The sequence below is a fragment of the Hydrogenophaga sp. genome, assembly GCF_041633695.1.
Classification (GTDB): domain Bacteria; phylum Pseudomonadota; class Gammaproteobacteria; order Burkholderiales; family Burkholderiaceae_C; genus Hydrogenophaga.
Genome location: NZ_JBFJMY010000603.1, coordinates 1 through 2,143, shown reverse-complemented (window position 1 = coordinate 2,143; position 2,143 = coordinate 1). Strand labels below are relative to the sequence as shown.

Annotated in this window: 1 protein-coding gene; it reads right to left on the bottom strand. The window is 59.2% G+C overall.

The features are described from left to right. Nucleotides 1-1,708 (bottom strand): translation elongation factor 4 (gene lepA, locus ABYB95_RS22270; RefSeq protein ID WP_372662140.1); only part of this gene is annotated, 1,708 nt, incomplete at its 3' end. Nucleotides 1,709-2,143 lie beyond the last annotated feature (435 nt).

Below are 2,143 nucleotides of genomic sequence, written 5' to 3'. Positions count from 1 at the left end.
GTTTGCGCTTGCGGCTGATATCGCCGCCGTAACATTTTGCCAGCACGTTCTTGCGCAAAGCTTTGATGCTTTCACGCGCAATCACATTGCCCCCAATGGCGGCCTGGATCGCGACATCGAACATCTGGCGGCTGATGATCTCGCGCATTTTCGCCACCACCGCCCGGCCGCGGTATTGTGACTGCGAGCGGTGCACGATGATGGACAAGGCGTCGACCTTCTCGCCGTTGAGCAAGATGTCCACCTTGACCACGTCCGAGGTGCGGAACTCCTTGAACTCGTAGTCCATGGAGGCGTAGCCCCGGCTCACCGATTTGAGCTTGTCGAAGAAGTCCAGCACGATCTCACCCAGCGGCATCTCGTAGGTGAGCATCACCTGCTTGCCGTGGTAGGCCATGTTCTGCTGTATGCCGCGCTTCTGGTTGGCCAGCGTCATGACGGCGCCCACATACTCTTGCGGCATGTACAGGTGCACGGTGACGATGGGTTCGCGAATTTCCTCGAGGCGACCCTGGTCGGGCATCTTGGAAGGGTTTTCGACCAAGATGATTTCACCGTCGGGCTTGACGACCTGATACACCACGCTGGGCGCCGTGGTGATCAGGTCCTGATCGAACTCGCGCTCCAGCCGCTCCTGCACGATCTCCATGTGCAGCAGGCCCAGAAAGCCACAACGGAAACCAAAGCCCAGCGCCTGCGACACCTCGGGCTCGTAGTGCAGAGACGCGTCGTTGAGCTTGAGTTTTTCCAGCGCGTCGCGCAAGGCGTCGTACTGGTTGGCTTCGGTGGGATACAGCCCGGCAAAGACCTGCGGCTGCACCTCTTTGAAACCAGGCAGCGCCTCGGTTGCGGGCCCCGCGTTGTTGGGCAGCTTTTTTTCCAGGGTGATGGTGTCGCCCACCTTGGCCGCCTGCAGCTCTTTGATGCCCGCGATGATGAAACCCACCTCACCGGCTTTGAGCGCGGGCCGGGGTTCGGTGCCTGGCGTGAAGACGCCCAGGTTGTCCGCATCGTAGACCGCGTTCGAGGCCATCATCTTGATGCGCTCGCCTTTGAGCAAGATGCCATCGACCACGCGCACCAGCATCACCACGCCCACGTAACTGTCGAACCAGCTGTCGACGATCATGGCGCGCAGCGGTGCATCCGGGTTGCCCTTGGGCGGTGGAATCCGGGCCACCACCGCTTCCAGAATGTCCTCCACGCCCATGCCACTTTTGGCCGAGCAGGGAATCGCGTCGGTGGCGTCGATGCCAATGACTTCTTCGATCTCGCTCTTGGCGTTCTCCGGGTCTGCGTTGGGCAGATCCATCTTGTTGAGCACCGGCACCACTTCCACGCCCAGGTCGAGTGCGGTGTAGCAATTGGCCACGGTCTGCGCTTCCACGCCCTGGCTGGCATCGACCACCAGCAGCGCGCCTTCACAAGCCGAGAGCGAACGCGACACTTCGTATGAGAAGTCCACGTGGCCGGGGGTATCGATCAGGTTGAGGTTGTAGACCTGGCCGTCTCGCGCCTTGTAGTGCAAAGCGGCCGTCTGCGCCTTGATGGTGATGCCACGTTCTTTCTCGATGTCCATCGAGTCCAGCACCTGCTCGCTCATCTCCCGGTCGGTCAAACCGCCGCAGAGAGCGATGATGCGATCGGCCAGCGTGGACTTGCCATGGTCGATGTGCGCGATGATGGAAAAATTGCGAATGTGGTTCATCAAGAAGACTGGTCAAGCACGGAAAAGCCCGGGACGGGCAACAAGCGAGCGGGCATAAAAAAGGGCGCGTCAGCTGCTGACGCGCCCAGAACCAACAAGCAATGGCAACTGCATTAGTTGGGGTTTCATTGTAGGCAAAAAGCCCGAAATGCACACCAAGGAAACGCCAGCCGAAGCATGTTGCAGCGCAGCAACAGGATTTTTACCCACAGCTTATACACAGGAAATTCAAACTGCCGGTGGAGGGCTTGTGGATGACCTTGGGACAAAGCCTTCAGCTCCCACCATGTGAATGGCGAGGGGCTTTGATATCCAGAATCCGCTCCAAACAAGCCCGATTTTAACGAAATTGCATAGCGCCCACGGTTCAAATGTTTGCGCTCACTGACTTTTCAGATTCAAACCGGGGTTCGCCTGCCCCGGCTGTACTGTGGC